The organism is Clostridium sp. chh4-2 (assembly GCF_002899675.1).
Taxonomy (GTDB): domain Bacteria; phylum Bacillota; class Clostridia; order Lachnospirales; family Lachnospiraceae; genus CHH4-2.
In genome coordinates this window covers 85,388-111,309 of the sequence record NZ_PKUU01000022.1, presented here as the reverse complement: position 1 = coordinate 111,309, position 25,922 = coordinate 85,388, and the positions used below count along the sequence as shown (strand labels likewise).

At 44.2% G+C, this 25,922-nt stretch carries 21 protein-coding genes; 19 read left to right on the top strand and 2 right to left on the bottom strand.

Annotated elements, in window-relative coordinates; all coding sequences use genetic code 11:
- The first annotated feature begins 410 nt into the window (after positions 1-410).
- The 14 genes from C0033_RS20445 to C0033_RS20380 all read left to right on the top strand — a co-directional run bounded on the left by C0033_RS20445 (position 411) and on the right by C0033_RS20380 (position 16,796).
- A complete protein-coding gene (locus C0033_RS20445; protein WP_103229762.1) occupies positions 411-1,553 on the top strand; it encodes a glycerate kinase in 1,143 nt (380 codons plus the stop codon).
- 594 nt (positions 1,554-2,147) lie between these two features.
- Positions 2,148-3,203, top strand: coding sequence for a LacI family DNA-binding transcriptional regulator (locus C0033_RS20440; protein WP_103229761.1), 1,056 nt, complete (start codon positions 2,148-2,150; stop codon positions 3,201-3,203).
- Positions 3,200-4,282 carry a sugar ABC transporter substrate-binding protein gene (locus tag C0033_RS20435; RefSeq protein WP_103229760.1) on the top strand — a complete coding sequence of 361 codons (1,083 nt, stop codon included), beginning with the start codon at positions 3,200-3,202 and terminating at the stop codon, positions 4,280-4,282. Before C0033_RS20440 ends, C0033_RS20435 begins: the two co-directional genes overlap by 4 nt.
- 20 nt (positions 4,283-4,302) lie before the next feature.
- Positions 4,303-5,814, top strand: coding sequence for a sugar ABC transporter ATP-binding protein (locus tag C0033_RS20430; RefSeq protein WP_103229759.1), 1,512 nt, complete (start codon positions 4,303-4,305; stop codon positions 5,812-5,814).
- The gene (locus C0033_RS20425) at positions 5,815-6,765 is read left to right on the top strand and encodes an ABC transporter permease (RefSeq protein ID WP_103229758.1); all 951 of its coding nucleotides are present in this window, start codon (positions 5,815-5,817) and stop codon (positions 6,763-6,765) included.
- Positions 6,765-7,763 carry a sugar phosphate isomerase/epimerase gene (locus C0033_RS20420; protein ID WP_103229757.1) on the top strand — a complete coding sequence of 333 codons (999 nt, stop codon included), beginning with the start codon at positions 6,765-6,767 and terminating at the stop codon, positions 7,761-7,763. Before C0033_RS20425 ends, C0033_RS20420 begins: the two co-directional genes overlap by 1 nt.
- Positions 7,715-8,797, top strand: a complete 1,083-nt coding sequence (locus tag C0033_RS20415; RefSeq protein ID WP_103229756.1) for a Gfo/Idh/MocA family oxidoreductase — start codon at positions 7,715-7,717, stop codon at positions 8,795-8,797. The genes C0033_RS20420 and C0033_RS20415 overlap by 49 nt, the downstream gene beginning before the upstream one ends.
- A 483-nt stretch (positions 8,798-9,280) precedes the next feature.
- Positions 9,281-10,183 (top strand): 3-isopropylmalate dehydrogenase, encoded by a 903-nt coding sequence (locus C0033_RS20410; RefSeq protein WP_103229755.1) that lies wholly within the window; start codon positions 9,281-9,283, stop codon positions 10,181-10,183.
- Between the two features lie 117 nt (positions 10,184-10,300).
- Entirely contained in the window at positions 10,301-10,561 is a 261-nt protein-coding gene (locus tag C0033_RS20405) for a hypothetical protein (RefSeq protein WP_146043801.1), read from the top strand.
- Positions 10,562-10,824: 263 nt separating this feature from the next.
- Entirely contained in the window at positions 10,825-11,478 is a 654-nt protein-coding gene (locus tag C0033_RS20400) for a GntR family transcriptional regulator (protein WP_103229753.1), read from the top strand.
- A gap of 151 nt (positions 11,479-11,629) precedes the next feature.
- Positions 11,630-12,673, top strand: a complete 1,044-nt coding sequence (locus tag C0033_RS20395) for a TAXI family TRAP transporter solute-binding subunit (RefSeq protein WP_207656885.1) — start codon at positions 11,630-11,632, stop codon at positions 12,671-12,673.
- 54 nt (positions 12,674-12,727) lie between these two features.
- The gene (locus C0033_RS20390) at positions 12,728-14,626 is read left to right on the top strand and encodes a TRAP transporter permease (protein ID WP_103229752.1); all 1,899 of its coding nucleotides are present in this window, start codon (positions 12,728-12,730) and stop codon (positions 14,624-14,626) included.
- A 25-nt stretch (positions 14,627-14,651) separates the two neighbouring features.
- Entirely contained in the window at positions 14,652-15,626 is a 975-nt protein-coding gene (locus C0033_RS20385; protein ID WP_103229751.1) for a hydroxyacid dehydrogenase, read from the top strand.
- A 243-nt stretch (positions 15,627-15,869) separates the two neighbouring features.
- The gene (locus C0033_RS20380) at positions 15,870-16,796 is read left to right on the top strand and encodes an AEC family transporter (protein WP_103229750.1); all 927 of its coding nucleotides are present in this window, start codon (positions 15,870-15,872) and stop codon (positions 16,794-16,796) included.
- A 197-nt stretch (positions 16,797-16,993) separates the two neighbouring features.
- Here C0033_RS20380 and C0033_RS20375 read toward each other — a convergent pair whose 3' ends face one another.
- The gene (locus C0033_RS20375) at positions 16,994-17,911 is read right to left on the bottom strand and encodes a LysR family transcriptional regulator (protein WP_103229749.1); all 918 of its coding nucleotides are present in this window, start codon (positions 17,909-17,911) and stop codon (positions 16,994-16,996) included.
- A gap of 457 nt (positions 17,912-18,368) precedes the next feature.
- Between C0033_RS20375 and C0033_RS20370 the strand changes: the two genes are divergently transcribed.
- The 4 genes from C0033_RS20370 to C0033_RS20355 all read left to right on the top strand — a co-directional run bounded on the left by C0033_RS20370 (position 18,369) and on the right by C0033_RS20355 (position 23,090).
- Complete coding sequence (locus C0033_RS20370; protein WP_103229748.1) at positions 18,369-19,277, top strand: AEC family transporter; 909 nt, start codon at positions 18,369-18,371, stop codon at positions 19,275-19,277.
- Between the two features lie 554 nt (positions 19,278-19,831).
- Complete coding sequence (locus C0033_RS20365; RefSeq protein ID WP_103229747.1) at positions 19,832-21,010, top strand: SPFH domain-containing protein; 1,179 nt, start codon at positions 19,832-19,834, stop codon at positions 21,008-21,010.
- A complete protein-coding gene (locus C0033_RS20360) occupies positions 21,010-21,678 on the top strand; it encodes a hypothetical protein (protein WP_103229746.1) in 669 nt (222 codons plus the stop codon). Before C0033_RS20365 ends, C0033_RS20360 begins: the two co-directional genes overlap by 1 nt.
- A gap of 20 nt (positions 21,679-21,698) precedes the next feature.
- A complete protein-coding gene (locus C0033_RS20355; RefSeq protein ID WP_103229745.1) occupies positions 21,699-23,090 on the top strand; it encodes a hypothetical protein in 1,392 nt (463 codons plus the stop codon).
- Between the two features lie 275 nt (positions 23,091-23,365).
- Here C0033_RS20355 and C0033_RS20350 read toward each other — a convergent pair whose 3' ends face one another.
- The gene (locus C0033_RS20350; protein WP_103229744.1) at positions 23,366-24,256 is read right to left on the bottom strand and encodes a LysR family transcriptional regulator; all 891 of its coding nucleotides are present in this window, start codon (positions 24,254-24,256) and stop codon (positions 23,366-23,368) included.
- Positions 24,257-24,462: 206 nt separating this feature from the next.
- Here C0033_RS20350 and C0033_RS20345 point away from each other — a divergent pair, with 206 nt between their 5' ends.
- Positions 24,463-25,806, top strand: a complete 1,344-nt coding sequence (locus C0033_RS20345; RefSeq protein WP_103229743.1) for an enolase C-terminal domain-like protein — start codon at positions 24,463-24,465, stop codon at positions 25,804-25,806.
- Positions 25,807-25,922 lie beyond the last annotated feature (116 nt).

Sequence of the window (25,922 nt, the reverse complement as noted above, 5' to 3'; positions counted from 1 at the left end):
TGACCTTGATTTTGCAGTTGCCGGTCTATTGTTTTAAAGCAGGCGAGGCATTGGTAACCGTTCAGCCTTCCGATACCTGCGCCTGCTCCGACAGTTTCCATGGCCGTTCCTATTCCGGTTTCGGGCATAAGCGATACTAAATGTGCAGGATTTTTCTAAAAACCAAGGAAAATGTCCAAACTCGTTTCACTCAAACATGTGGACATTTTCCTTGAACGAAAAATTCTGCGCATTAAGAATCGCTAATACCCTGCAAAGTCATAGGAACAGCCATGGAAACTGCCGGAGCAGGCGCAGGTATCAGAAGGCTGAACGGTTACCGGCTTTGCCACAGAATGCAAAACCCGGTTGAATAATTGGGTCCGCAGGGCTATAATCTCAATAAGACAAAAAAACGGAGGGTCTCAGGTATGAAGTTTTTATTTGCATCAGATTCATTTAAGGGTACATTATCTTCAGAAAGAATAATTGATTTGCTGACACAGTCTGCAGAAAAGGTCTTTCCGGGCTGCGAAACATTTGGCGTGCCCATCGCAGACGGCGGAGAGGGAACTGTGGATGCGGTTATATCCGTGACAAAAGGCGAGATGGTTACTGTAAACGTGAAGGGACCGTTATGGGAAGATGCAAAGGCTTCTTACGGTGTATTTAATGGAGATTCCGCTATTATTGAGATGGCGGCGGCATCCGGACTTCCGATGGTTCCGACTGAAAAGAGAAATCCTCTGAATACCACGACCTATGGAACGGGCCAGATGATCAAAGACGCGCTGGACAAAGGCTACCGCAAACTGTCTATCGCTATCGGCGGAAGCGCTACCAATGACGGCGGAATGGGAGCGATGAAGGCCCTTGGAGTGCGCTTTTTAGACGCAGACGGCAAAGAACTTTCCGGCATCGGCGCTGATCTTGGCAAAGTGGCTGATATTGATATCAGCGGCATTCATCCGGCTGTGGCTGAGTCCACATTTACCGTAATGTGTGATGTGAACAATCCTCTGACAGGTCCTGACGGGGCGACTTATACATTTGGCAAGCAAAAGGGCGGTACGCCTGAGATTCTGGATCAGATGGAAGGATATATGAAACAGTATGCCAAAGTAATTGAGGACAAACTGGGCATGGATGTGGATAAGATTCCCGGCGCAGGAGCGGCCGGTGGATTGGGAGCGGCACTCTGTGTATTTTTGCATGCGACGTTGAAATCAGGGATTGAAACCGTGCTGGATCTGATCGAATTTGATGAACTTTTAAATGGTGTGGATGTGGTTGTAACCGGAGAAGGCCGTATTGACTGGCAGTCCGCATTCGGCAAAGTTCCAAGCGGCGTGGGAATGCGCTGTAAAGCCAAAGGAGTTCCGGCTGTCGCTTTAGTCGGCGGTATGGGTGACGGAGCTGAAAAGATCTTTGAGCATGGCGTTGACAGCATCATCCCTACAATCAACGGGGCCATGGATATTGAGGAAGCATTAGACCGGGCGGAAGAATTGTATGCAGGAGCTGCGGACAGAATGTTCCGCATGTTAAAGGTTGGCATGTCCATAAAGAATTAAGCCGTTTCAGGGACGAAGAAGGAGGCGCAGGCTTCCTGCCATGATACAATTTGCTGTAAAGGGTGTTTATGTGTGAAGTTAAGATTCCTTCAATGCGCAGAATTATAAAATGATTTTGCGTATTGGAGGAATTTTTTGTATCATAGGAAAGTACTCCTATGATACAAAAAGCCCTCCGGGCAGGATCGCACTGCGGCGGTGAGGTATAATGTCGCTGAAGCGACCCGCCGCAGGCGGAGAATCCCGCTTGCGGGATTCTTTCTTACAAAATTGAACGATTCTTAAATTGCGGTAATCAACCGCATTCTGAAAGCCATATCGGCGGAAATTCCCTTTTTATTAAAATAGCTGCGGCGGATATTCATACCGGAAGCAGAGACGGTCTCTTATACTGGTTTTGATGTTAGAAGCTGGATGATGGTAAAATATTCCAAAACTAGAAATATTTAGATAACTAATAAATGTTGCGTTAAATATTGCGTAAAAAACGGCTAGTTGCGTAAAAATGTGCGCAATTCATTGTTGCGTGGCGCGAGATCGTTATGATATGCTTTGATTAAATCAAGAAAAAATATTTAGTCAGAGGTGAGTCGGATGCCAACCATAGATGATATTGCTGAAATTGCCAAGGTGAGTAAATCAACCGTTTCCAGGGCGCTGAAGGACAGCTATCAGATCAGCGAAGCCAAGAAGAAGGAGATCAAGGAAATTGCCTTCAAAATCGGGTATACGGACAAAAAGGCGGCGAAGTACCAAAAGAAACGTAAAAATAAGACGGTGGGACTAATTGCCCCTACCTTTGACCGATGCAACTATTACAGGAATATTATCGGTTCCGTGGAGCGGAATTCTAAAAAGGCCGGATATGCCCTGATGGTTGCGCAGACGAATTACTGTTATGAAGACGAAATCTATTTTCTCAAGCTTTTTTCGGACAAGCAGATTGACGGTATGCTGGTATGTCTCTATAACAAGGACCAGTATAAAGCGCATTATGACATCATTAAGAAAATGATCAGTAAGCCGATCATATATATCGACACATCGTTAGACCTTATAGATAAAAGCATGGTTTCCATCGATTACAGCTTAGGCGTTGATCTGGCAATCGGCTATCTGCACCAGCTAAAACACGAGAAAATTATCTATCTGGGGCAGTATATTGCAGATCAGTATAAACTGGATAATTTTAAGAATTCCATGAAGAAATTTGGAATCAGTTATGATGACAACTGCATCTACACGGGCGAAGAAAATTTGGAATACGGCGGTTATGTACGGATGAAGGAGGTGCTGAAGGACCACAAGCCGCCATTTGCCATGTTTGTCTCTCACGACACCATGGCCTGTGGAGCGATGAAAGCCATATTTGAAGAGGGCTATTCCATTCCACGGGATATTTCCATGGTCAGCTATGGCAATAACAGAGAAAGCGAGTACTTCCCGGTTCCCCTGACCACGATTTCACATCCGGTAGAGGAGATGGGACAGATTGCAGTCAATCTTTTGGTGAACGAGATTGAAAATCCACTGGGTAACAGCAAGCAGCATATTTTATTAAAACCTACAATCATCATCAGAGATTCCGCCACGGAATGTAGGGATCAAATCAATTATGATAAGGAAGACCAGGAGGAAAAAGATCAATGAAAAAAACAAGAACGATGGAGAAAACATTAAAGAAGATGCTGGCTGCGGCAGTTTCTGCGGCCATGATGATTTCTGCAGCCGGCTGTCAGACTGCACCGGCCGAAAAGGAAACGTCCGAAACAACAGGGGAAGCGGCAAAAACTGAGACACCGTCGGCAGACGGGGGAGCTGAAAAAACATATACATTTGGTTATATCGCTTTCGATATGAAGGATTTGTGGAACAGCTACAGCGCCAAGGCATTTGAATATGCGGGGGAAAAGCTGGGAGTGGAGACTATCATCCAGGACCCGGGCGGAGATCTGGAAAAATCCATTGCGGCCATGGAGGATTTAATTGCTAAGAAGGTGGACGGCATTTCTCTGTATCCCATCAGTGTGGATCAGGCCAAAACGCTGATCGCCATGGCTAATGACGCCGGAATTCCAATTACCGTGGAGAATATGGCTCCTGATGAAAGCTGGGGAGATATTATCTCCGCCTGCGGCAACCTTTACTATCAGAAAGGTTACGATTTCATCGAGTGGATCGGAAAGAATATGCCTGACGCAAAGACCTATTACTGTGCGGGCTCTCAGGGAATGGGCATCACGGAGGAATACATAAAGGGCATTGAAGAGGCCCAGAAGACTTATAAGGTTAATATCGTCGCCCAGGAATACGGTAATTTCAAGGCAGAACCGGCGATGAACGTCACTCAGAACCTGATTCAGAGAGGGCAGGAGTTTGACCTGGTCATTGCGCAGAACGGGCAGATGGCAAAAGGTGTCCATAACGCGCTGGTGGAAGCCGGAATGGAAGTTCCCATCCTTTCCACAGGCGGCAGCCCCTCTGATATCGAACTTCTTGAATCAGGAGGCATTCATGCGCTGTTCAGCAACTCGGTTGCCATGCAGGGACTGCAGACGTTTAAAAACCTTTACGACTACTGTGTAAAAGGGCAGAAGGATTTTCCGGAGTATACGCCAAACCAGACGATTATTGTTACAAAAGATGAGATCGATCAGCTGGTGCCCTGGGATGCGCCTGAAAAAGCGGCCGAAGTCATGGGCTGGGAGGATCTGATAAAGGCCAGATAATGTGATTAAGGAGGAGGAAAATGTTTGATTATACGGATAAACGTCCGGTAATAGAGATGAAAGACATACGAAAAACATTTTCGGGAGTGGCCGCTTTAAGTCATATCAGTTTTGATTTGTATGAGGGGGAGATTCACTGTCTGGTGGGAGAAAACGGAGCGGGAAAATCGACGCTCATGAAGGTTTTATCCGGAGCCTATGTTCCTGACAGCGGTGAAATAGTGATCGGGGGGAATCATTTTCACGCGCTTTCCCCCCGGCTTTCAGAAGAAAAACGGATTGTAATTATTCCGCAGGAAAATTTTCTGGTAAACTGCATGAGCGTCGCAGAAAATATTTTTGTGGGGCATGAGGTGGTGGGAAGATACGGATTTATCGACAGAACGAAAATGTATGAGCGGGTAGAGGAACTTTTAAGCACATTCAATGTCTCTTTAGATCCGAAAAGAATTGTGGAGACACTGTCCGTATCGGAAAAACAGTATGTAAAGATATTAAAGGCGCTGGCGGTTTCTCCTAAAATCCTCATTATGGACGAACCCACTTCGATGTTTAACAAAAAAGATTCAGGAAAGGTGTTAGAGCTTGTGCGGGAAATCGCCCAAAAGGGAATCAGCGTCATCTATATCTCACATTATCTGGATGAAGTGGTTTCCATCGCGGACCGGATCACGGTGATCAGGGACGGGATGGTTGTAAACAGCTATTATAACGGAAACAGGGATACGAAGCTGGACATTATAACCAAGGATATGGTGGGCAGGCCGGTGGAACAGTTTTTTACCAGGGAACCTGCCGAGATAGGGGATATTGTGCTGGAAGTCAGGGATTTGAAGCTGAAACCGGCTTCTCCGGCGGTCAGCTTTTACCTCAGAAAAGGGGAGATTCTGGGCCTTGCCGGCATGGTGGGATCAGGCAGAACCGAGGTAATCCGGGCGGTTGCCGGTGTAGATCGGTATTCCGGCGGGGAAGTGATCCTAAACGGTGAGAAAACAGTTTTTAAAAATCCTGGTGAGAGCATTGACAAGGGGATTGCCCATATTACGGAGGACCGGCAGCACCAGGGACTGATGCTGGATCACAGTGTGGTGGAAAATGCAGTGATTGTGGGATTCAGGAATAAGATCAGATCCTTTTTTGTACGGCCCAGCCAGTTCCCGCCTATGGTTAAGGATATTTTAGATAACCTGAAAGTGAAAATGAGCGGGTATGACCAGGAGGTTAAATACCTTTCCGGGGGCAATCAGCAAAAGGTGGTTCTGGCTAAGTGGATTTTCTCAGAGGCGTCCCTGTATATTTTTGACGAACCGACCAGAGGGATTGATATCAATGCAAAGGCGCAGTTTTACAGGATTATGAACAATCTGGTGAAGCAGGGAAAGAGCATTATCATGATTTCATCGGAAATGCCGGAATTGATCTCCATGAGCGACCGGGTCCTGGTTATGAGGGAAGGTCAGATGATACAGGAATTTTGCGGAGAGGATATTACCGAAGAAAAAATCGTGAAAGCAGCTTTAGGGGTGGGATAAATGACTGAAAAAATAAATAAAGTAAACTGGACGAATCACAAACTTTTATTGGTATTTGCAATCCTTTTGCTCACGGTCTGTGTGACGGCAATCAATCCCGCATTTATTGCCGTCAATAATCTGATTACGATTATCCAGCAGGTGACGGTGCTGGGGATCATCACGATGGGAGCTGTTTTCGTTATTCTTACGGGCTGCGTGGACCTGTCGCTGGGCAATATGATGGCATTCTGTGCCGCAGTTATGGCCCGGCTGATCCAAGGAGGTCATGGAGTGGTGGCGGCTGTCGCCGCAGGAGCTGCCATAGCTTTAACCTGCGGGCTTCTGAACGGGTTTATCGTCAGCAAGAGCAAGTGTATTCCGATGATCATCACGCTGGGACTGTCCCAGGTCTATTTCGGCATGGCACTCATCCTCACGGAAGGAAGTTATATCGGACTGCAGGGCTCCTTTACCGTGCTAAGCAGGACGAGGATTTTCGGGATTATACCGATCATGGTATTTGTGCTGCTGATTATGATTATATTGGCATCGGTTCTTTTAAACAGAACCAGAATCGGAAGAAAGATTGTAGCGGTGGGCGGAAATGAGTACAATGCCTTTTTATCAGGAATCAACGTGGACCGGGTTAAGATTTTTGCTTATACGTTTGCCAGTTTTGCAGTGTTTATAAGCGCTATCGTTTTCGCGGCCAGGCTGGACACCGTATCGGCGACGGCCGGAAGCGATTATTCGTTAAATGCCATGACGGCGGCGATTTTGGGTGGAATCACACTTTCCGGCGGAAAGGGCAGTGTTGGCGGAGCGATCCTGGGCGTCATATTCCTTGGTATGATCAATAACGCCATGAATATTTTGAATGTGTGGTCCTATGCGCAGACTGCAATTTCCGGGGTGATTATCGTTGCCGCAATTATATTAAGCGATTCGGAAAAAAGAAGGAAAAGCTGATGAATGATAAATTTGGTTTTTATACATCCTGTTTTTCTGATTTGACATTGATTGAAAAGATCAGGCTGGCGGGCGAGGAAGGGTTCGGCTATATAGAGATCGGGGCGTGGCCGGCGGGAGACGAGACCAGGAATTTTGCCGTTCATGACATCGATTTTCTTCAGCTGGACCGACAGGTTTTGGAGATCAGAAAGGCATTGAAGGAAAATGGTGTAAAGATTTCAGCCATCGGATATTATGAAAATACTTTGGATGAGAACCCGGAGCGGAGAAAAAAGGTATTGGATCATCTGTTTCGATGTGTGGACGCCGCTCAAAAACTGGACTGCCCGTTGGTATCCACGTTTATCGGACGGGATATTAACAAAAATGTGGGGGAGAATTTTGAAGAGCTGAAAACAGCATTTTCCCCCATTTTAAATTATGCAGGAGAAAAAGGGGTAAAAATAGCATTTGAGAATTGTGTGATGGAAGGGTGGCAGATACAGGGAGTTCCCGGCACTTTATGCTATCAGCCGGAGCTTTGGGAAGCGATTTTTAAGGTGCTTCCCCAGGACAATTTCGGCATCAATTTTGATCCGTCACATCTGGTAAAACAGATGATCGATTATGAATCCGTTTTAAAAAAATTCAGAGACAGGATTTTTCATTTCCATATCAAGGATACGGTGATCTTCAGCCGCCTCTTAAACTGGTACGGAATCTATAACCGCCAGTTTTCCAATGCCCACAAGGACGGGTTCTGGAATAGTGCGATTGCGGGAAACGGTGTGATTGACTGGAAAAAGATTATGACTGTTCTGGATGAAATCGGGTATGACGGCGTTCTGAGCATCGAAAATGAGGACCCCGCTTTTCAGGGAAGCACAGAACAGACCAAAAGAGGGATTGTCATGTCGAGGGAATACATCAGGGGAATTCAGAATTCTTTAAAACAAGGGGAACAGGCATGGGAAAAGAAGAATTGCGCGCAGGGATCATCGGCTGTGGAGACATAGCATTTCAAAAGCATATGAGCGGTTTAAAGAAAACCGGAAAGGTTCAAATAGCAGGCTTCTGCGATTTTGATGAAAACCGGGCGGAACTTGCCAGAACACAGTTTGGAACCGGGGACAGCAAAATCTATAAGGATTACCGGGACCTTTTAGAGGATCCGGCGATCGATATGGTACATATCTGCACGACGCATAAAACGCATGCGGAGATCACCATAGCGGCTCTTTTGGCGGGAAAGCATGTGATCTGTGAAAAACCCATTTCCTCTGATTTAGAATCTGCCGGACGGGTTATGGAAGTTTACGAAAAGTCGGGGAAAAAGCTGACCTATGGCCTTCAGCACCGATTTAAAAATGAATGCGTCAGGCTGAAAGAACTTTGTGAGGCAGGGTATTTGGGAGAAATTTATATGGCAAAGGCGCATGCTGTCAGGCGGAGAAGGGCGCCTACCACTGGAGTATTTCTGCAGAAAGAAAAGAGCGGCGGCGGATGCCTTTTGGATTACGGAAGTCATGTGCTGGACCAGACCTTATGGCTGATGGATAATTTCAAACCTCATAGTGTGACCGGAAGTGTATTTTACAAATTAGGTAAGAATAAAAATAGCTACAATGGCGAATTTGCACCATGGAATCCGGAGACATTTACTGTGGAGGACAGCGCCTTCGCTTATATCGTCATGGAAAATGGAGCTGCCATCTACCTGGAAACCAGCTATGCGGTCAATATGCCGAAAGATAATTATGCAAAATCCACTCTCTGCGGAACGCTTGGAGGGGCGGATATGGAGGACGGACTGCGGATAAACTGTGAGTCCATCGGCTGTCTGCAAAGCTATCAGATGGATGTGGGCAGTATTTACGGGGATACCAAAGAAAATTATGCGCTGGCCCGGTACCGGCAGATTGAACAGTGGGTGGATTGTGTTCTGAATGATACGGCTCCGTTAGTGCTGCCGCAGGAGGCATTTGTGTCGATGCAGATTCTGGATGCGGTTTACCGTTCGGCGGAAACGGGAAAGACTGTTTATTTTTGAAGATTTTAATGAAACGTCAAGGCTTTTTCGGAAATGACTTGAAGATTAAAGTAAAACGTGAAGGCATTTTTGAAAATGCCTTGAGGGTTGATGTAAAAAAATGCTTTTGTACTTAATTCAGAGAAAAACGTTGTAAGATCGGGGGATGAGGAAGGGGACAGGCTTGTCCTTTTCCTTGGCCCCCGATTTTGGGTGATCCTTTTTCCATAAGTTCAACGTCCTGATGCCTGGGCCGGCCCGGAAGGATGATCTGTTACTTCTATAGGGGTTACATAGGGGTTACTTCCATAAAATTACAATTTAAAATAAGATAGTTCTTTTTATTGTGATGTATGATATAATCTAAATATTCTTTTATTGCGGTATCCAACCGCATTCTTATGGCCATTTCGGCCGCAATTTCCATTTTGATTAAAAGAGCAGGGAGGTGATTGCTGTAACTTGATTCTGTAAAAAAAAGATAATATAATAAAGGAGAGATAAATGAAAACAGAATTTTTGCAGTGGCATCCCGCCTTTTATGCAGCGGCTCAGATTGAATTCTGCGAAGAACAAGAAATGCTTCATTTTGAAAATGAGCATCAGCTCAGTAAAAAGCCGTTGATGATCGATGTTCTGGTCATAAAAGTCAGGGAAGGCGGCCGGATACAGAAAAATATCGGGAAAATATTCAGAGAGTATAATATTATTGAGTATAAGAGCCCGGAAGACTATTTAAGCATTAATGATTATTATAAAGTGCTGGGATATGCATGTTTTTATCAGTCGGATACGGAACGGGTCTGTCAGATTTTGCCGGAGGAAATTACGGTAAGTTTTGTGTGCACCCATTTCCCGAGAAAATTGATGGGATATCTGGCTAGGAAGAAATTGATGGAAATTACCTGCGAAGAGAGTGGAATTTACTACATTAAGGGAGACGTGTTTCCCGTGCAGATTGTAGTGATCGACCAGCTATCAGCGGAAAATAATTTTTGGCTCAGCAGACTGAGGAAGAATTTGACAATAACCGGCGATATTGAAAAGTTGGCGGAGGAATACAGGATGCGGCGGAATAGCCCGTTGTATTCTGCCGTTATGGATGTAATAATGAGAGCAAATCATGATGTGGCAGAGGAGGCGAAGAAAATGTGTGATGCGATTAGAGAGTTGTTTGCGGATGAGTTGAAAGAAGGATATGAGAATGGGCGCAAAGCAGGATGCGAGGAAGGTCGTGAGGAAGGTCGTGCGGAAGGACGTGAAGAAGGTCGTGAGCAGGGGCTCAAGCAGGGAATTGCTCTGGCTAAAACTGTAATTCGCATGAAAATGGAAGGTAAAACTATGGGTGAAATAGCCCGCTTATGTGAAATAACAGTCGATGAAGTGAAGGAGATATTGAGGGATTAGTTTGTATTTTTTATTGGTGAACAGACTAACAATCGCCGCCGATTTAAAAAGATTGGCAAAGGAAATACGAGACATATTATAATAGCCCTAAGTATTCTATCGTTATGGGATGTAATAATGAGAGCAAATCATGATGTGGCGGAGGAGGCGAAGAAAATGTGTGATGCGATTAGAGAGTTGTTTGCGGATGAGTTGAAAGAAGGATATGAGAATGGGCGCAAAGCAGGATGCGAGGAAGGCCGTGAGCAGGGGCTCAAGCAGGGGATTGTTCTGGCTAAAACTGTAATCCACATGGAAATGAAAGGCAAAACTATAGATGAAATAGCCCGTTTATGTCAAATCACAACCGATGAGGTAAAAGAGATATTAGAGGATTAATCCATCACAATACCATGTTCAACAACATTATAAAATAGTATAAACGTATGAAAACTGCGGCAGAAAATCATATTCCTGGCTGATTTTTCTGCCGCAGCCTTAATATCCAGACTTCATTGAGCCTATCTATTAGTTAAACTACATAAAAACAAGACCTCCAAAATGTAGAAAATGCTCAAAAAGTAAATTACCGCCAAGATTCCGTTGACAAAGTGTTATAACAGTTATACAATAATGACAGATCAAGAAAAGGGGAGATGAAGATGGCAGAAGAAAACTTTCAGACCGCATCAGACGTGGCTTACCGTATTATCTCTCAGAAGATTTTAGACGGGGAATTTCCGCCGGGGATGAAACTGTCCAGGCGTAAGATGGCAGAGGCAACCGGCGTCAGCGTGATACCGGTAATCGAAGCGCTGAAGCGCCTTGAAGAAGACCGTTTGGTAGAATCCAAGCCACAGTGGGGGTCATTTGTTACCATTCCCACACTGGAGAAGATAAAGCAGAGCTATCAGTTAAGAGAAGCGATTGAGTGCCAGTCGGCCCGCATTCTGTCCCAGTCCATGACTGCGGAGCAGAAAAATATCCTGGTGGAGATTGCAACAGAGCTGGACACCGTTCCTTATAAAGAGGATACGGCTATTGACAGCCGCAATTCCCATGTGCTGTTTCATACGAAGCTGACTGATTTTACGAATAATCATCTGCTGGTTGATACACTGCGGAAGATTAATTTATTTTGGGTTTTATGCAAAGCGATTGGAACCAACGCGCCTAAGACCGCATATCCGAGATATTGGCACCGCTACCTGGTAGACGAGATTTCCAAAGGAGATCCGGATACAGCGGAACGTGCCATGAGACAACATGTTAATGATTCTTTAATTACAATTATTGCCGCAGAGGAACAGATCTAGTTACAATGTTCCCGGACGGCAATAAAAAATGCTTACTAGTGTTATAACAGTTATTAAATAAATAACATAAATAATAGTTATAAAAATTAAAAGTAATTTAACAAAAAAACTATATAAAACAACCAACTATTAAAAAGCGGAGGGAAACAAAATGAGGAAAAGTATTAAAAGAATGGTAAGTTTTATGGCAGCAGCATGTTTGGCAGTAACGGCAGCAGGATGCGGAAGTTCAGGCACAACGGCAGCAACCAGCGGAGCAGCGTCCGGTGAAACGAAAAAAGAAGCGTCAGGCGGAACGAAGTACATATCAATTGCAACATCCAGCTCAGGCGGAGCATTTTCCATTATAGGAACTGCCATGTCGGATATTATCAATAAGAATGTACCGGGAGTTTCAGCCAACATTGAGATTACCGGAGGGTCCTCTGAGAATATCCTGCTGGCGGAAAACGGAAATGTGGAATTAGCTATGACGGCATCCGATGTGCTGGCTCTGGCATTGGAGGGAAAAGGAAGTTTTGAGGGCAAACAGGTTCCGAAAGAGGACATCCTGGGAGTTATGGGCGGCCATCTGACAACCATGCAGGTATATGTGTTAAAAGACGGAAATATTAAGAGCTTTGCTGATTTAAAAGATAAAAAGATTGCAGTAGGACCTGCCGGAAGCGTTGCAGGCGACGCGATGAAAACAGTTATGGATGCTTACGGATATGAGATTAACAAAGACTGGACTCCTGAGTATCTGGCACATGGAGACGGGGCGGAAGCGCTGACAGACGGTAATGTGGATGCAGTTTGCATTATGAGCACCCTTCCTGCTTCACCGGTAGCGACTGCGGCGGCATCGAAAGAGATCACACTTCTGGATATGGATCAGGAACAGTTTGACAAAATTATGGCGGAATGTCCTTACTATATTCCTGCAAAGATCGAAGCCAACGTCTATAACGGCCAGGATAAGCCGGTTGAAAATACTTTCGGCAGCGTAAGCGTTATGGTGGCTCACAAAGATGTGCCGGAAGAAGAGATCTATCAGATGGTAAAATCATTATTTGAAAATAACGATGTTTTAGTTGCTGCATATCCTCAATGCGACGAATGGTCTGTGGAAAATGCCACAAGAGGTCTGGAAGGGCTTCTGGATATGCATCCTGGAACAATCAAATATTTAAAAGAAATCGGAGTTATGAAATAAAACAATTTTTTGCGACAGGAAATTTGATTTGAGAAAGTAAAAGGAGAAAAGGATATGGGAAATGAGACCGGAAAAGAAGATATTAAGGTGAAGATTCAAAAAGCGGCAATCCTTGTTATCGGTCTGACATTAGCGTTATTTCATATTTATACATCATTTTTCGGGGCATTGCCTTCTTATCAGCACAGGATCATCCATCTTGTGATGAGCATGATGTTGGTTCCACTGTGTTATGACCTGTTCAAATTTAAAAATAATACGGGCAAATTGATTTATCAGATTATTTTTATCGGAATCCTGGCGGTAATCGGAATATATTCCTATTCCATAGCCAATGATATGTGGAAACAAAGCGGTACCATGTCGAATATTGACATGGTGCTGGGAACACTTTTAGTAATTATGCTTTTATATTTTACATGGAAAGTGGTTGGAGCGGCAATGCCAATCATTGCGATTCTCTGTATTCTGTATGCACTGTTAGGGCCTAAGCTTCCGCAGGGAATCGCGCATCGGGGATATAATTGGAGCCGTATCACAGAACTGCTGTTTAAGGGAACGAATGGTATCTTCGGAACTCCCCTGGGAGTTTCGTCCATCTACGTATCCGTATTCGTAATTTTTGCCGGCGTTCTGGAAGCGTCCGGGGCCGGAGACGTGTTCATCCGTCTGACCCAGTCTCTTCTTGGCGGATTCAGAGGCGGACCTGCGAAAGTGGCGGTTGTAGCCAGCAGCTTGTTTGGTACGATCTCGGGAAGCGCGGTAGCCAATGTAGTCGGTACGGGATCATTTACCATTCCGCTAATGAAAAAGAGCGGATTTAAACCGGAATTTGCCGGAGCTGTTGAGACGGCGGCTTCCAGCGGCGGCCAGCTGATGCCTCCCGTCATGGGCGCGGCGGCTTTCATCATGGCTGATTATATCGGGTCTTATCAGCAGGTTTTGGTAGCGGCAATCATACCGGCCATCCTGTTCTATATCGCATTGTTCATGATGATTGATTTAGAGGCGCTTAAAAATGACCTGCGGGGCCAGTCGAAAGAAGAGCTTCCTAATTTTAAGGAAGAACTGAAAAATGGATGGTTCCTTCTGCTTCCTCTGGTACTGCTTGTATTCCTGCTTGTAGGCGTCCGTTATTCCGCACAGAAATCGGCGTTCTTTTCCATCGTTTTCCTGGTTCTGATCATGCTTTTATATCCTGGAAAAAGAAGAAAATTCTGGGATGTTGTGAAACTGATTGCAGGTTCGTCCAAAGGCATGGTAAGCGTGGCACTGACAACCGGTACGGCAGGCATTATCGTTGGAATTCTGATGCTGACAGGTATTGGCTATAAACTTTCTTCGCTGTTAATCGCATTATCAGGAGGTCATGTGTTCCTGCTTCTCTTCTTAACCATGCTGACAAGCGTGATTTTGGGAATGGGAATGCCTACATCGGCGGCATATGTGCTTTTGGCAACGTTGATCGTACCTGCTTTGGAGGAACTTGGAGTAGTTAAAATTGCGGCTCATTTCTTCGTATTCTACTTTGGAATTATGGCAAATGTGACTCCTCCGGTTGCGGTGGCGGCTTATACCGCCGCGGGTATCGCCAAAGCGGATTCCATGAAGACGGGGCTGACTGCATGGCGGCTCAGTCTGGCCGGCTTCCTGATGCCGTTTATGTTCTGCATTAACCCTGCATTAATCGGGCAGGGCACCACACTTGAGATCATCATGGCTATCGCAACGGCTCTGATCGGTTCTTACGGGCTGGCAACTGCAGTTCAGAGATATTTCAAAGGCAATTTATCATGGCTGCAGACGATTCTGGTGCTGGCCGGCAGTATCTGCATGATGGTACCCGGCACCATGACCGATGTGATAGGTATTGTATTTATCGGTTTTGTATATTCCGTACAGATCGGAAAGGAAAAGAAAGCGAAAACGGCGGTAACAACCCAGATGTTGTAAAATGAAAAGGATAGGATGAGAAAATATGGCTTATAAAGTGTTAATTCCCCAGGACATCGCAATAGAAGGAAAAGAGTTCCTGCTGAAACAAGGATATGAGATAAAGATGGGCACAGGAGCGGCAGAAGAAGATCTGATCCGCGATGTGGAGGACTGCGACGCGATCCTCCTGCGCACCGCCCCGGTGACGAAAGCCGTGCTGGAAGCCGGAAAAAAGTTGAAAATTGTTGCAAGACATGGAGCAGGATACAACAATGTGGATCTGGATACTGCCAATGAATTGGGCATATGGGTGACCAATGCCCCGGATTCCACCACGAATTCAGTGGCAGAGTTCACATTAGGCGCCATTCTTGCGGCTTCTAAAAGAACATTTCTTTTGAACAAGGCGTTAAAGGAGAACAATTTCTTCTATAAAAACAACCATAAAGGCGTGGATTTGATCGGAAAGACCCTGGCGGTGATCGGATTCGGGAGGATCGGAAGAGCGGTTGCGAAAAAAGCGCGTCTCGGATTTGAGATGAACATTATCGCATATGATCCCTATGCGAAACAGGAAAATGTTCCCGATTATGTGAAGCTGGTGGATTGGGAAACTGCGTTTAAAACTGCTGATTTCGTTACGTTACATATGCCCCTTACAAAGGAAAATCATGGATTTATCGGAGCAAAGGAGTTTGGCATGATGAAGCCTACGGCATATTTTATCAACTGTGCCCGCGGCGAAGTGGTCAATGAACCGGAGCTGATCCGCGCTATGGAAGAAAAACAGATTGCAGGGGTGTTTACGGATGTATTTAACCAGGAACCGCCTGCCATGGATAACCCGTTATTGTCCTTTGAAGATGTTAGCGTAACGCCGCACATGGCATCCAACACAGAAGAATGCATGATGCTCATGGCAACTCAGGCCGCTTCACAGATTGACCTGGTTTTGTCAGGCAAAGAGCCAACATGGCCCGTTAACAAGCCGGTATTTATTAAGACTGTTGCTTGCTAATCATATTCAAGAAGGCATCTGCTTATCTTGAAAAGAAATACTTTTCCCCGGCGAAGCATGTCCCTAATACATGTTTCGCCCTTTCTCTTTTCCTCAGAATGAAAAAGCCTGTGCGATGACATCCTCTGATATTCTGCAAAGCCATAGATACGTCTGTATGGGAAAACGGAGAAAGAGGGGATGTCAGACATCGGTAAACACAGTGTCTTTCCGTAAGAAATCGCCTTAAAAAGGAGAGGGAGTATGATTGATTTCACGAATCTTTTAAATTTACAATGTATGTTATTTCTGTTCATGGGCTTGGGGCTTATTGTGACCAAGGCCGGGATTCTGACGCCGGAAGGCAGAAAGAGCATGACGGATCTGATTATTAATGTGATCCTGCCGTGTAATATTATCATTTCCTTTTATGTGGAAATGTCGTTCGACCTGCTCATCTCCACGGGCAAGATATTTGTGCTGGCGTTTGTGATTCAGATGATGCAGCTGGGGCTAAGTAAAGTGCTGTATCCCCACGTTAAGGGCAAACGGAAAAAGGTGATGGAATACGGAACGATCTGTTCCAATGCCGGGTATCTGGGAAATCCGGTGGTGGAGGGAATCTATGGTTCGGAAGGACTTTTGTATGCGTCGGTCTATCTGATTCCGGCCCGGCTGTTCTTATGGTCTGCCGGACTGGCCTGCTTTACGTCATCCAGCAGAAAAGATGTGATTAAAAATCTGGCGTCCCATCCCTGTATCATTGCGGTTGAGATCGGATTTTTACTGATGCTGTCCCAGATCACTCTGCCTGTTATTTTGGAAAAATCGCTGAGAAGCGTGGGCGGATGCACAACCGTGCTGTCCATGATAACCATCGGAGCTGTGATTGCAGAAGCGGATCTGAAAACAGTTTTCAGTAAGGACAATGCCTATTATTGTTTTGTGCGCCTGATTTTGGTTCCGGGTCTGGTGCTGGCCGGCGGTCTGGCTCTTCATGTGAACGCGCTGATATTGGGAATTTCGGTGGTTTTGGCTGGAATGCCTGCGGGAGCGACGACCACGCTTTTGGCATCAAAATATGACGGGGATGCAGATTTCGCATCGAAATGTACGGTTTTAAGCACCTTGCTTTCCATGGTGACGATTCCTGCATTCTGTATTCTTTTGCAGAAACTGGGGCTGGGCTGACATGTATGCAGCCTGCAAATAAGGTATTGTAACTGTTCAGAGTGAGCATATTCTTGCATGGCCTGCGGCCATACAAAAGCCGGGAGGTTCCTCCGATGTGAATATTGATACAAGGTATTAATAAATGTGATTGCGGCATTATTATAATGAATTGGTAAATAATCGGCTGATTTATTATAATATAAGGGAACAATTAATTATAGATCATAATTGTTCTGGGAAAATTCGTGTATGAGCTTTAGAATTGTCTGTTCTGCCGAATGGAGAATCATCTGGTTACGGTAGATAATTGCCTGATAACGGCGGGCGTTGGAGGACAGGGACAGATAGATAACCGGCAGTTCCTGATTGATGCAGGACTGAGGGACAAATCCAATTCCCATTCCTTTGGCAACCAGCTTAACGGTCATTGGCATGCTGTTGATCTCGCATACGGTGGCGGCGTTTAAGTGATGTTGTGAGCAGATTTCATCCGAAATTTCACGGAGAGCGGTTCTTTTTTGCGAAAGAATCAGGCCGGTATCGGTGAGTTTTGAAAGCGCTTCTTCGCCCGACATATCTTCCGATATCTGACGGGAAGCTGCATAAGAAGCGGGGAGTGCAAGAAATACGGCCTCCTCCTTTAAAACTTCTAAATGGTTCAGCGGATCGCTGCATTTATGGGTGGAGATCAAGGCAAAATCCAGAAGTCCTTCATTGAGCTGAGGGATGAGTTTTTGAGTTGGGCCTTCAGAAACATCCAGCAAAATTCCCGGCATCATGGTACGAAAACGCGGAAGAACATCGGATAAAAGGTTCATTCCCCACTGAGAAGAAACGCCCAGCGTGATATGCCTGTTTTTCGAGGCCTCGGCAATTTTAGCATAGAGATTCTCTTTGATCCGGATCACTTCTTTGGCGGCTTCTACGTATTCCATGCCGGCATCGGTGAGAACCAGTTCATTTCTGTGGCGGATAAAAAGCGGAACGTCCAGTTCATTTTCCAATTTCGCCAGGTATTGACTTAAATTGGACTGGGATATAAACAGATTTTTAGCGGCACGTGTGATATTTTTTTCTTTGGCGATCTCTATAATGTATTCCAACTGCTGAACATTCATGGCGTCTCCTATCATACGTTGCAAATTGATTATAAAAGCTATTCCATCATTATACTAAAATATAAATGGATAGGCAATTACTTTTCCTCTGGCGGAGCGTGCCCCCCTAATGCATGCTTCGCCATTTCTCTGTAAGATTCGGGTGTCAAAAGGTCTTGCCCCTGCAAATTGTCTGAATTGTTTGCATGTGCAGGAATTTAGGAATCCTTAGACTGCCGGATTTTGCGTTGAGACGAAAATGACAGCATGTCTGAGCGTAGCGAGTTCTGCATTTTCGTCTCGCTTTTAGCAAAATCCGACAGTCTTAGGATTCCTTAATTCCGAACCCTGACAAACAATTCAGACAATTTGCAGGGGCAAGACTTTTTGACACCCGAATCTCTGTAAAAAAGAAAATATGATTTACTATTGGTTCAGGCATGTATATAATATAGAATTAGCGAATGCAAAAGACAGGTGGAGGGATTATTAAATGGAAATGAGAAGTTTGCTGAACCTGCAGGGCACCATGTTCCTGCTGGTGGCGGTTGGGGTGATAATGAGAAAAAGAGGGGCGCTGCCGGAACAGGGGAAGAATATACTGACGGATCTGGTTCTGGGACTGGTGCTTCCGTGCAATATTATTAATTCCTTCCGGATGCAGTTCAGCCTGAGCGTGCTGAAACGGTTTCTCGTTATCATTTTGGTGGCGTGCAGCATTCAGGTGGTCTGCATGATTATGGCAAACACTCTTTATAACGGATATCATGGGAAAATGAAAAAGGTGCTGCAGTATGCAACGGTTGTTTCCAATGCCGGTTTCATGGGTAATCCCATAACGGAAGGTGTGTTCGGAGCGGAAGGGCTGATGTTCGCCTCCGTGTACCTGATTCCCCAGAGAATTGTTATGTGGTCGGCAGGGCTTTCCTATTTCACCGAAAGCGGCAGCAAAAAGGCTTTGGTGAAAAAGGTGGCGACGCATCCGTGTATTGTGGCAGTCTATATCGGTTTAATTCTTCTGGTGACCCAGCTGCCTCTTCCTGAGTTTTTGGGAAGCACCATAAAGTCTGTGGGAAACTGCACCACACCGCTTTCCATGATCCTGATCGGCACCATTCTCGCCGAAGTGGATGTGAAGTCCATACTCAGTAAAACGGTCTTCGCTTATACGGCTATCCGTCTTGTGGTCATTCCGCTGCTGACTCTGATCGGATGCAGGCTGTGCCACGTGGACCCGCTGATTACAGGGGTATCGGTGCTTTTAGCCGGAATGCCGGCAGGAAGCAGTACTGCAATTTTGGCGGCGAAATATGACGGAGATTATAAATTTGCCACCAAGTGCGTGGTGGTGTCAACCATATTGTCTTTGGTGACAATTCCGATTTGGTGTTTGGTGTTGTAAAAAATGTTAAAATAGTTGCGAAAACTTTTGTTTCACTAACAGAATAATAAAAAATATATACACAAAGCCCACACTGCCGAAAAAAAACGGAAATGTAGGCTTTTTCACAACTTACAATTCAAATATCAGCTCATACAGGGCAATTACTTCGGTTTCAAAAATGTTTTTCAAATTCTTTGAGGTAACTGTTTTTTTACTTCAAACTTTCCATAGTCCCTCAATGTAAAGATTATAGTTTTGGATCTGCTCAATGACCCAGTCTTGCGGTTTTACATATGTTGCAGATTTTTGTGGATGGTTTTCTGCAACGGATCGTTCTTCTGCAAGGAGATCAAAACGTCATCTGCTAATACACTATCCGATGAATCAGCTTAGGCAGAAATACCAGTACCATTTTGCGTGAAATTGGTGCATTTACCTTTATTCTGAATTCGGAAACTTCTTAACCAAATAGCGTAGAAAACCCTGTTGTTCCATGATATAATAATATAAACTTTTGTGCTTTTCTATAAAAAGATTACACAATTGGATTGAAAAAATAAGGGGGCAATACTATGGCGAAAATTGCCAACATTATCAAATATGAGGGTGATAACAATACTTTTATATGGAAGCATCCATGCGAAGATTTTAATACAACAACACAGTTAATCGTGCACGAATCACAAGAAGCTATTTTCTTTCTGAATGGTAAAGCTTTGGATTTGTTTGGCCCAGGTAGGCACACCTTGGAAACACAGAACATCCCTTTGTTATGTAGATTGATCAACATTCCAACGGAGGGGGAAAGTGCCTTTCACTGCGAAGTTTACTTCATCAATAAAACGGAGCAGATGGCGATCCGCTGGGGAACGGACAGTAAAGTTCAGTATGTAGAACCCACATACAAGTTCCCTTTGTCCATTGGTGCAAGCGGAGAAATGACTCTCTGTGTGGATGATTCCAGAAAATTGCTTGTTAAGCTGGTTGGTACAGAGCGAGTATTGGATCGACAGCAGCTCATGATCTATTTTCGCAGTATTTTAATGACGAAAGTCAAGACCTACATCGCACAGACTATGCGGATCAATGCCATTAATATTTTTGAGATAGATGAAAACCTTGACTTGTTCTCTGAGGACATTCATACTCGTTTGGTACCGGATTTTCTTGATTATGGTGTGAAACTAAAACGCTTTTATGTTACTACGATTGTTAAGCCGGATGGGGATCCCCAATATGAAAGATTCAAAGAACTGCATTTTCGTCAGTATGCAGATATTTCTGAAGCGAAACTGCGACAGCAAACTGATGTAATCTATGCCCAGACCGAAGCACAAAAAGTGGTTATTGATTCTCAGGCGCAGGCAACAAAGCGTATGCAGGAAGGTTACACTTATCAGCAGGAGCGTGGTTTTGATGTGGCACAGGACGCTGCCCAAAATGAAGCAGTAGGACAGTTTGCAAATATGGGAATTGGACTGGGTATGATGGCAGGTGTTGGAGGTACTGTAGGTGGAATCGTCGGTGGAGTAGTTTCAGAAGCTTTTACTGGAATAGAGGGTGTCCAGTTTAAGTCTGCAACTAATAAATTTTGCGATCAATGCGGTGCAGAGCTGACGCCGGGAGCAGCGTTTTGTGATGAATGCGGAGCTCCCCAAGCTCTGCCTGAAATCTGTTATAAATGTGGTTTTAAATTCATCAAGCCTGGGAAGTTTTGCCCCAAATGTGGTACGAAAAGGGAGGGCTGCTAATGGATAAGAATATAACAAAAGGATGTATAATACTTGGTATTTTGTTTGTTATGGTTAGTATTATCGTATTCGCTGTTCCAAACTTAAAAACGGGAACAGTTTGGATTACATATGCATTCACTGCTGTAGCCTTTGTCGTACAAATTGGAATTTGGAAATCAGTCCTTGGAAAAAAGAAAACGCTAAAAAGTAAATTTCGCGGTTTCACAATTGTTCATATCGGTATCATATATCTTTTCATTCAGACCGCTGTGTTCGCCATATTCATGTTTGTTCCTACGCTCCCTATTTGGAGTGCAATCGTAGTATGTACAATTGTTCTCGGCATTTCTGCTGTGTGTATGATTGCCGCCGATGTAGGGGGGAAGGAAAGTGAGCGAGTGGAAGCAAAGGTAGAGAAAAAGGTACTTTATATCAAAATGCTTCAAGTCGATATTGAATTGCTTACAGATAGTGAAAATGATGTTGATGTAAAAAATGCACTTATGCAGCTTGCAGAAAAAATCCATTTTTCTGATCCAATGAGCAATGAGGCGTTGATGGATTTGGAGGATAAAATTTTGGCTAAGGTTGAAGAACTGAAAAGTGCAGTAAACAAATTAGCAATTATCCTAGAACTTAATATGCTTTTAGATGAGCGAAACGAAAAATGTAAGATTTTTAAGTAATACCGTGGAGGTGGAGAACTATGGCAGCATTAGTGTGTGACATTTGTGGTGGAAAACTCGTAATGGGCGTTGGGGGTATTGCTGTGTGTGATAGTTGTGGCTTGGAGCACAGCGCAGATCGATTGAAGGAAAAAGTCCAGGAAATTAAGGGCATAGTTCGTGTTGATAATTCTCACATGATTGAAAATTATATGGAAATAGCTAAAAGTGCAAAAGACGCTGGTAATGAGGCGGAGGCAGAGGCTTATTGCAACAAGGTTATTGAAATAGAACCAACAAATTATAGAGCATGGATGTTGAAAGGTGAAGCGGCTGCGTGGCAGTCTTCTTTGCAGAACTCAAGGTTGGATGAAGGCGTTTCTGCATTTATTAAGGCTATTAATAATGCACCTGACGAAGTGAAGGAAGATCTTATAGAAGAAGCAAAGGAGCAGATTAAAAATTTAGCTGTTGCGATGATTTCACTGAGAGCGGATCATTTTGCAAAGTGGCCCGACGAGGAAGAAACAAATGGATTAATCTCTGAAATAGTATCCTTACTAGATACGATAGTTCTATTCATTTCTCAAACAAAAGCCCTTATTCCCATGGAGGAACTTATGGCTCCTATTGCAAACAAGATTAATCAGTCAGTTGTGGAAGCTTGGCAGAATGTTATTTGGCCAGAATATAATGGAGATCCAGATGACTCGGATGATAGAGCAGGAAAATATGAATGGCAAACTTTTATAGAAAGAGTAGGCTATTGCACCTTACTTGTTGAAAAGGCAATTTCTCTCTGTGATAGAGATGATGAAGATGATATTCAGCGTTATGAAAATTTAATTTTTCTTCATAACGCAGCGATTGATTCTTGCTCTTGGGATTATAATATTACCAGCTGGGGCAAAAGCTGGAATAAAGAATGGAGTTTAACAGATGAAGCTAAAAATGCTCGTAGACAGTTAATACGAGATTATGAAGAGAAAATAGAAGCTATTAAAAGTGTAAAAGCGATGGAGAAGGCCGCAAAAAAAGCTGAAAAGAACCGTATCAAAAGAGAAAAGGCGCAGAAGCGCTTTGATGCCTACTGGGCAGAACACGCATCTGAAAAGGTTTCCCTTGAGGCAGAAAGAAAATCTTTGGCTGAACAAATTGTTACATTGGAAAAAGAAATGGAAAATATTCCTGGCGAAACAGAAAAAGCAAATATTCAGGAGCATATTAATTCTTTGATAGCAAAGCAAGGCACACTGGGGTGGTTTAAGGGTAAAGAAAAAAGAGCCGTTCAAGAAAAACTTGATGCAGCCAATGCCCAACTGAATGTAGTTTCAGAAAGAATGGAAGCTACAAAGCAAGAAATTGAAAAAAGAATTCATATATTACGGACAAGATCTGCTGAAATTACATCCGAACTTAAAAAGGCAAGATAACTGTTTTGATAGGTTGGGGGGCATTTGCACCTGAGTATTGTGCAAGAGAGATATTATGGCAACATTTGCATGCCAAAATCCAGATTGGATAAAGGGATACAGTATTAGAAAAAGCAGCATTAGTAAACTGCGAAGGCGTAGTTTTATGGTATTAAGACCGCTTACCTCATCGGTAGGCGGTCTTAATCTATTAAAAAACTTTAGTGTCAATGACATTAAGAATTTTTGATCTTCTATCTACGTTGGCATTAGATTCATCTAAATCAGAAAACTTATTATTTAAAATAATCTTTTATCATCCCATAAAATACCTGTTCCGGTTCCGACATTACCCAGTTCTTCCTCCTTACCACCGCATTATATCTGGTCAACTTAGGCTCTAAGGAATAGTATGCCACATGCTCCCGGTCGACGGCGCAGGATTCGGCGATAAACGTGACGCCCACCCCGCTTGCAACCATGCTTCTGGTAGTCAGTATGCTGTTGGTTTCGCACATGCCGCTGGGCTTAAAATGACATGCTTCAAAGACCTGGTCTGCCAGATAGCCGATGCTGGACCCCTTTTTAGCCAGCAGGAAATTATCGTTGTGAAAATGCGTAAAAAAATCGTCCGGGGTAATCGGGCCGTCAGGATGTTCTCTGTGGAACGGATGGTCCACCGGAATGGCAAAATAGACTTCTTCCGTGCGGAGAATATCCATCTGGTCATCGAAAGGAGCCTTGGAAATGGCGGCCATAATGCCCAGATCCAGATTTTCCTCCACCAGCATTTTGGTTAAATTTGGCGGATTGGTTTCCGAGATTTCTATGGTTACTTCCGGATATTGTTTTTTAAATTTTGGAATAATATCGGACAGCATGCGCAGGGCGAACTGGGAAGTGACTCCCACCATAATGTGACCTTTTTGATCCAGACTGGAAATCTCTTTATAGAGATCCTTTTGTATATGAATGACCTGTTCCGCCGCTTTTACATAGAGTTCACCGGCCGGAGTCAGGGTCAGTTCACCCTTTGCCCGGTAGAACAGGGGGGTACCCAGTTCCTGTTCCAGTTTTGTCAGATATTGGCTGAGGGATGACTGGGAAACGTAGAGTTCTTCCGCCGCTTTTGTCATATTTCGCTTTTTTGCTATGGCTATGATGTATTTTAAATATTTGACATCCAATGCAGTGTCCTCCTGTATATAATTTTTTCCCTATAGGCGTTATTAGAAAATGCGATTGGAGCAATCAGAATTATTAATTGGTAAAAATGCATAAAATACATTACAATAAACCTATAGTTCCTAGAGAGAATTCATTAGTAACTATTATAGCAGAATAGTGAGTGAATGTAAAAAGCTTTAATGATTATATTAATAGGGAGGGAAATATGGAAAAAGGTACACCCGTAGTAGTTGATATGCAAGTGATTCCTGTTGCAGGACATGACAGCATGCTTATGACATTGAGCGGAGCTCACGGACCATTTTTTACAAGAAACCTGGTAATCCTGAAAGACAGTGCAGGACATACGGGAATCGGTGAAATTCATGGCGGAGATTATACCTGTGATGCTCTGACAAGCTGCATTCCTTTGGTAGTTGGGAAACAGATTGGTACATACCGCAAGATTTTGGACAGCATCCATAAAGCATCTTCCAGATCAGCTGAAGATGATGGAGAGGGAATTCAGAGCCTTGATATCAGTAAATTAAAATTCGTGGTAAAAGCAGAATGGGCAATTGAATGTGCGCTGCTGGATCTGTTAGGACAGTATCTGGATCTGCCTGTGTGTGAACTTTTAGGCGACGGAAAACAGAGAGACAAGGTTGAAACGCTTGGATATTTATTCTATGTAAGCGATAAAAAGAAAGCGGATCTCCCTTATCTGGATGAGTGCTACAGCGTTGACCCATGGTTTAAACTCCGCCGTGAAGAGATGCTCACACCGGAACGGATCGTTGAGCAGGCATGCACATTGAACGATAAATATGGTTTTAAAAATTTCAAATTAAAAGGCGGCGTTTTAGCCGGTGCTGAAGAGATGGAAGCCATCAAGGCCCTGAAAAAACAGTTCCCGGAAGGACGGATTAATATTGATCCTAACGGGGCCTGGAGCCTGGAAGAGGCAGTCCGTATCTGCAAACCGATGGAAGGGGTTCTCACTTATATCGAAGATCCCTGCGGACCGGAAGCGGGATTCAGCAGCCGTGAGATCATGGCAGAATTTAAAAATGCAGTTAACCTTCCTGTGGCAACCAATATGATTGCAACCGACTGGAGACAGTTTTACCATGCTGCGGCATTAAAATCTGTGGATATCGTGCTGGCAGATCCTCATTTCTGGGGATTCGGAGGCAGCGTCCGCATGGCTCAGATCTTAAATGACTGGGGTCTCACATGGGGAAGCCATTCCAATAACCATTTCGACATTACGCTGACGGCATTTGCCCATGTGGCAGCTGCTGCGCCGGGTAATCCGACGGCTCTGGATACTCATTGGATCTGGCAGGACGGACAGAACCTGTTGGATGATACCCCTCAGATCAAAGACGGATATCTGGAGGTTCCGACGAAGCCGGGACTTGGCGTTACCATCAACATGGACAAGGTTATGGAAGCGAACAAACTGTACAACCAACTTCCATACCACGATAGAAATGATGCGGAAGCCATGCAGTATCTGATTCCAAACTGGAAGTTTGATTCCAAAAAACCGTGTTTGGTTCGATGAGAACACACTTAGAATTTCTTAGTAAAATATAAAATTAATTAATTTTACTTACTGAACAGATTACGTTATAATTGGACTTGCGGGAATCATTAGGGGGTTCCCGTAAGAGAAAAATT